This is a genomic window from Promicromonospora kroppenstedtii DSM 19349, assembly GCF_000515355.1.
GTDB classification, from domain to species: Bacteria; Actinomycetota; Actinomycetes; order Actinomycetales; family Cellulomonadaceae; genus Promicromonospora; species Promicromonospora kroppenstedtii.
On sequence record NZ_KI911656.1, the window covers coordinates 14,415 to 20,629 of the forward strand.

General features: G+C 74.2%; 5 protein-coding genes. 3 read left to right on the forward strand and 2 right to left on the reverse strand.

Annotated elements, in window-relative coordinates:
* Positions 1–401 (forward strand): alpha/beta hydrolase (locus PROKR_RS10750; RefSeq protein WP_245605792.1); only part of this gene is annotated, 401 nt, incomplete at its 5' end.
* A gap of 28 nt (positions 402–429) precedes the next feature.
* On the opposite strand, the gene PROKR_RS10755 is transcribed toward PROKR_RS10750, so the two are convergent.
* Entirely contained in the window at positions 430–1,686 is a 1,257-nt protein-coding gene (locus PROKR_RS10755) for a cytochrome P450 (protein ID WP_245605793.1), read from the reverse strand.
* A gap of 193 nt (positions 1,687–1,879) precedes the next feature.
* Between PROKR_RS10755 and PROKR_RS10760 the strand changes: the two genes are divergently transcribed.
* Together PROKR_RS10760 and PROKR_RS10765 are read left to right on the forward strand one after the other, a co-directional pair.
* Positions 1,880–3,769, forward strand: a complete 1,890-nt coding sequence (locus PROKR_RS10760) for an ABC transporter ATP-binding protein (RefSeq protein ID WP_036963205.1) — start codon at positions 1,880–1,882, stop codon at positions 3,767–3,769.
* Positions 3,770–3,797: 28 nt separating this feature from the next.
* Complete coding sequence (locus PROKR_RS10765) at positions 3,798–4,721, forward strand: cation diffusion facilitator family transporter (RefSeq protein WP_036963009.1); 924 nt, start codon at positions 3,798–3,800, stop codon at positions 4,719–4,721.
* A 31-nt stretch (positions 4,722–4,752) separates the two neighbouring features.
* Here the strand turns inward: PROKR_RS10765 and PROKR_RS10770 are convergent.
* Positions 4,753–6,215, reverse strand: a 1,463-nt coding sequence (locus PROKR_RS10770; protein ID WP_169736383.1) for a tetratricopeptide repeat protein, incomplete at its 5' end; no start/stop codon positions are given.

The window sequence follows — 6,215 nt, forward strand, 5'->3', positions numbered from 1 at the left end:
AGCGGGTGCCGCAGGCCGACCGGTGGGTCGTGGGCGGGCACTCGCTGGGCGGCGTCGTCGCGTCGTCGGACGCCGCCGGCGCGGAGGCGTCCGACGTGGCGCCCGCCGTCGGCCTGCTCCTGTACGCCTCCTACCCGGCCGAGGACCTCAGCGGGCTCACGGTCGCGGTCGAGTCGGTCTCCGCCTCGCAGGACGGGCTCGCCACCCCGGCCGAGATCGAGGCCTCGCGTGCCGTCCTGCCCGCCGACGCGACGTTCACCGTGGTGGAGGGCGCCGTCCACGCGTTCTTCGGCGACTACGGCCCACAGCCCGGGGACGGGACCCCGACGATCGCCCACGACGAGGCCCGGGCCGAGATCTCGTCCGTGAGCACGCAGTTCGTGGACTCGCTCGCCGAGTAGCCGCGCCCGTCGTGGTGCGAGCGCCGGCTCAGACCCGGGCGGGCAGCCGCGCGGGCTTGCGCTCCGGGGTGAAAGCCACCGGCAGCACGGCCGGGTAGCGCGACCACGGCGACGGCGCCCAGGTGACGTCGGGGTCGGTCAGGCGCAGGTCCAGGCGCTCCATGAGGCTCTCGACGGCGATCTTCACCACCAGCCGCCCCGGACGGCGGGCGGGGCACGCGTGCGGCCCGACGCCGAACGACAGGTGCGACCGGTTGCCCGCCTCGAACAGGTCGTCCTCGGTGCGCACCCGCGGGTCGTTGTTCGCCGCGGCGAGACCCATCACGATCGCGTCGCCGGCCCGGATCTGCGCGTTGCCCAGCGTGCAGTCGGTGACGGCGTACCGCGCGGGCAGGTTGGCGACGGGCGGCTCGCCCCACAGCGTCTCGTCCATCGCGTCGTCCAGCCCGCGCCGCACGCCCGTGACGCGACCCGTGTACCGCGGGTCGGTGAGCATCCGGCGCAGCGTGGCAGCGATCCAGGTCACGAGCATCTCGTTGGCGGCGCAGATCGCCACCACCATCGAGTGCACGATCTCCGTGTCGTCGTCGAAGTTGGGGTGGGCCACGAACTTGGCGGTCAGGTTCGGCCCGGGGTTCGCACGTGTGGCCACCACGTGGTCCAGCACGATCTGGTCCATGGTGACCAGCGCGGAGACGGAGTCGCCGCCGTGCCCGAACACGCCGTGCGCGCAACGCAGGAGGGCGATGCCCTGCTGCTCGTCGAACCCGAACATGCCCGACACGGCCAGGAACGACACGGCGGCCGCGTACTCGCCGATCAGGTCCGCGTTGCCGCGCTCCGCGAACGAGTCGATGAGCCCGCTGCAGACGCCGCGCACCATGGCAGCCGTCAGCGCCTCGTCGATCCCGGCGAAGGCCTCGTCCACCGGGAGCCGCAGCCGCCGGTGCTCGGCGCCGTCGGCGTAGTACAGGGCGCGCCGCCCGGCCGGGGAGAGGATCGCGTTCAGCGACGAGCTCTGCGGCAGCCGCTCGCTCCAGTGCCGGGGGTCCCGCGCGAAGACGCTCTCGGTGCGCATCACCTCCATCACCTCGGCGTGCCCGAGCACGAGCCAGCCGGGGACGCCCGGCTCCAGGTCCACGGGGGCCACCGGGCCCCACTTCTCCTGCAGCTTGCGCAGCTCCGCGGTCATGTCCTCGGCACCGGTCAGCTCGACCAGCGCCAACCGTTCCCCGCTGCGCTGCGGCTCCAGGTCAGGCATGACACTCCACCCGTCGATATTCATGGACTCATCCATCGATTCGTGGGGCGACCTGCATAGACGCCCGATCGAGGGTTTCTATCACGACCCAGCGCGAACGCGTAACACGCCTGTGGTCCGGATCACCCTCCGGCCTCGATACGGTCGTCGCCGTCCGCGTGCACGATGCCGCGTGGCCGCCGGTGGCCCGGCCGCGTGGGACGATTCCACGGTGAGCATGCACGGAGGCGGTGGGAGCATGGGCGGCGGCCGCACGTTGCGGTCGTTCACGCAGGACGAGTCCGTCACCCGGCAACGCCTCGGCTGGCCCACCCTGCGCCGGATCGTCTCCTTCGCCCGCCCCTACCGGGGCCGGCTCACCATCTTCGTGCTGATCCTCGCCCTGGAGGCCGCCGCGGGCGCGGCCACGCCGCTGCTGTTCCAGCGGCTCATCGACCACGGCATCACGGCGGGCGACACCCGCCTGGTGGTGCTGCTGGCGGGCGCGGCCGCCGTGCTGGCGATCGTGGCCGCGGGGCTGTCCGTGGCGGACCGGCTCGTGTCGTCCCAGGTCGGCGAGGGGCTCATCCTCGATCTGCGGGTCGCCGTGTTCGACCACGTCCAGCGCATGCCGCTCGCGTTCTTCTCCCGCGCACGCACCGGGGCGCTCGTGCAGCGCCTCAACGGCGACGTGCTCGGAGCGCAGCGCGCCTTCACCTCGACCCTGCAGACGGTCGTGTCCAACACGCTGACCATCGCGTTCACGCTCGGGGCGATGTTCACCATGTCGTGGGAGCTCACGCTCGGCGCCCTCGTGCTGGTCCCGCTGTTCGTCCTCCCGGCGCGCTGGTTCGGCCGCCGCCTGGCCGGGCTGACCCGCCGGGGCATGGAGGTCGACGCCGACCTGGGCCAGGTGATGAACGAGCGGTTCAACGTGGCCGGGGCGCACCTCGTCAAGGTGTTCGGCGACCCCGACGCCGAGTCCGAGCGGTTCGCCGGACCCGCCCGCGAGCGCCGCGACATCGGGGTGCGGACCGCGCTGTTCGGCACGTGGTTCCGGGTGGGGCTGGCCACGATCGCGTCGCTCGCCGTGGCGGGCGTCTACGGGTTCGGCGGCCTGCAGGCCATCGCGGGCGAGCTCACCGTCGGCACGGTCGTGGCCCTGGCCACGTACCTGACGCGCCTGTACGGGCCGCTGACGGCGATGGCGAACGTGCAGGTGGACGTGATGACGGCGCTGGTCTCGTTCGAGCGGGTGCTGGAGGTGCTGGACCTGGAGCCGTCGGTGGCCGAGCGGCCGGACGCCGTCGACCTGCGGGCAGCCGTGGCCGCCGAGGGGGCCTCGATCTCGCTGAGCGGCGTCACGTTCCGCTACCCGCGGGCCGAGGACGTGTCGCTCGCGTCCCTGGAGTCGGTGGCCGCGCAGCGCAAGGACCCGACCACGGACACGCTGCACGACGTGAGCTTCGAGGTGCCCGCGGGGTCCATGGTGGCGCTCGTCGGCCCGTCGGGGGCGGGCAAGACGACGGTCTCGCAGCTCGTCAGCCGCATGTACGACCCGACGTCCGGCGTGGTGCGGATCGCCGGGCAGGACCTGCGGGACGTGACGTTCGCATCGCTGCGGTCCACGGTCGGCGTCGTCTCCCAGGACGCGCACCTCTTCCACGACACGGTCGCGGCGAACCTGCGGTTCGTCCGCGCGGAGGCGACCGACGCCGACCTGGAGCGGGTACTGCGCCAGGCGCGCATCTGGGACCTGGTCGACCGGCTGCCGGACGGACTGGAGACGGTGGTGGGCGACCGCGGCTACCGGCTCTCGGGTGGCGAGCGGCAGCGCCTGGCGATCGCGCGGCTGCTGCTGCGAGCACCGGACATCGTGGTGCTCGACGAGGCCACCGCGCACCTCGACTCGGAGTCCGAGGCGGCCGTGCAGGTCGCGCTCGACCAGGCGCTGGCCGGGCGGACGTCGCTGGTCATCGCGCACCGGCTGTCCACGGTGCGCGCGGCCGACCGCATCGTCGTGCTCGACGACGGGCGGGTGGCCCAGTCCGGGACGCACGCCGAGCTCCTCGCCGCGGGCGGCCTGTACGCCGACCTGTACCGGACGCAGTTCGCCGAGACCTCCTGACGGGTCCGTACGGGGCCGGGCTGGGAGGATGGAGGGCGTGGATCACCACGACCACCAGCATCTGCCCGACGGCGGCCGCGGCCGCCTGACCGCCGCCTTCGCGATCACTGCGGCGGTCCTGGTCGCGCAGGTCGTCGGGGCGCTCGTGACGGGCAGCCTCGCGCTGATCGTCGACACGGTGCACCTGCTCACGGACGCCGCGGGGCTCGCGATGGCGCTGTTCGCCGCCCGCCTGGCCCTGCGGCCGCCATCGGCCCGCCGGACCTGGGGCTACCGCCGGGCCGAGGTGATCGCGGCGCTCGCCCAGGCGGGCGTGCTCCTGGTCGTGGGCGTGTACGTGCTGGCGGAAGGCGTGCTGCGGCTCGTGGCGCCGCCCGAGGTGCCCGGGCCCGAGCTCGTCCTCTTCGGCGTGGTCGGCCTGGCCGGGAACGTCGCCGCGCTGGCGGTGCTGGCCGGACGCCGCACGACGAACCTGAACCTGCGCGCCGCCTTCCTGGAGGTCGTCAACGACGCCCTGGGCTCGCTCGCCGTGGTGGTCGCGGCCCTGGTCATCACGTTCACCGGCTGGCAGCGGGCCGACGTCGTGGCGGGGCTGCTGATCGGCGCGCTGATCCTCCCGCGAGCGCTCCGGCTGCTGCGTGAGACCGTCTCGGTGCTCCTGGAGTCGTCCCCGCCCGGGCTGGACCTCGACGAGGTCCGCGCCCACCTGCTGGAGCTGGACCACGTCGAGGACGTGCACGACATGCACGCGTCCCTGATCGCCACGGGGCTGCCCGTGCTGAGCGCGCACGTCGTGGTGCGCACCGACTGCTTCACCGACGGGCACGCGGCCCGCATCCTGGACCAGCTCCAGGAGTGCGTGGCCGAGCACTTCGACATCGCGGTGGAGCACTCGACGTTCCAGGTCGAGCCGCACACGCACGTGGCGCACGAGCACCCGCAGCACGCCTGAGCAGTGTCTGTCCGCCATCCGCGGAGCAGGGCTATCGGACGGTGGTCGGGTTGCGGATCGCGGCCTCGATCCGCGCCAGCACCGCGCGGGACCGTTCCAGCTCGGCGCGGTAGCGCTCCGGCAGGTCGGCGGCGAGCCGCCGGCGCATCTCCACCGCCTCCCGGGCCAGGGAGAGGGCCGCGACGTTGTCGCCCGCGGCACTCAGCGCGCTGGCCAGGTTGGAGACCGTGAGCGCCAGGTCGGGGCGGTGCTTGTCGGGGTTCTCCACGGCGAGCTGGCGGCGCAGCGCGACCGCCTCCCGCATGGGCAGCAGCGCCTCGGTGGCCTTGTCCAGGTCGAGGAGTGTCGCGCCCAGGTTCGCGAGCGCCTCCGCGAGCCCGGTGCGGTACTTCTCCGGCTGGTCCCGGACCAGCCGCCGCAGCATGTCGACGGCCTCCTGCGTAGGCGGCAGCGCCTCCTCGAAGCGCCCGAGGTCCGCGTACCGCACGCCGAGGTTGGACAGCGACTGCGCGAGGTACTTCAGCGAGCGGGCGTTGCGGCGCGCCAGGCCCCGGCGGATGCCGACCGCCTCCTCCTCGAGCAGCACGGCCTCGTCGAACCGGCCGCGCCGGGCGTAGGTGACGCCGAGGTTGGACAGCGAGTGCGCGAGGTAGTGCAGGTACCGCTCCGGGTGCTCGCGGGCCAGGTCGCGCCGGATCTCCAGCGCCTCCCGCTCCAGCCGCAGGGCCTCGTCGGCGCGGCCCGTGGTGGAGTACAGGGCGCCCAGCGCGGACAGGGCGGCGGCGAGGTCCGCCCGGGTGCCGCGCGCGTTCTGGTCCGCGAGGCGCCGCTGGATCCGCAGCGCCTCGACCAGCACCGAGTGGGCCTCCTCGTACCGCCCGAGGGCCTCCAGAGTGGTGCCGAGCTGGCCGAGGGACCAGGCCAGCTCGCCCAGGTGCTCCGGCCGCTGCGCGGCCAGGCGGCGGCGGATCGCCACGGCCTCCGCGTTCGCGGGCAGGGCGTCCTCGGGGCGGCCGCTCTCGGTGAGGGCCTCGAAGTTGCCGAGCACCGCGGCGACCCGCGGCTCGTACTGCACGGGGTCGCCCTCGGCGAGCCGGCGGTAGAGCTCGAGCGCCGCACGCTGCGCGGCCTCGATCTCCCCCACGCGGCCCAGCTCCGTGTAGGACACCCCGGCGTTCTGGAGGGCCTGCGCGTGCTCGGCGTCGGCCCACGGCGCGTCACCGGCGCGGAACCGGCCGCACAGGGCGATGACCTCCTCCTGCACGGCGAGGGCGTCGGCGTGCCGGCCGACCGCCCAGTACCCCGTGCCGAGGTTGTTCAGGGCCGTGCACAGCGGGGGCCGGTACCGGTCCTCGTCGGCCCAGGCGAGGCCGCGCCACAGGCCCACGGCCTCCTGCAGCACGGACACGGCGGTGCCGGGCTCGCCCTCCGCGACCAGCACGAGGCCGACGTCGCTCAGCGCCTCGGCCCGCGTGGCCTCGTCGCCCACCGCGC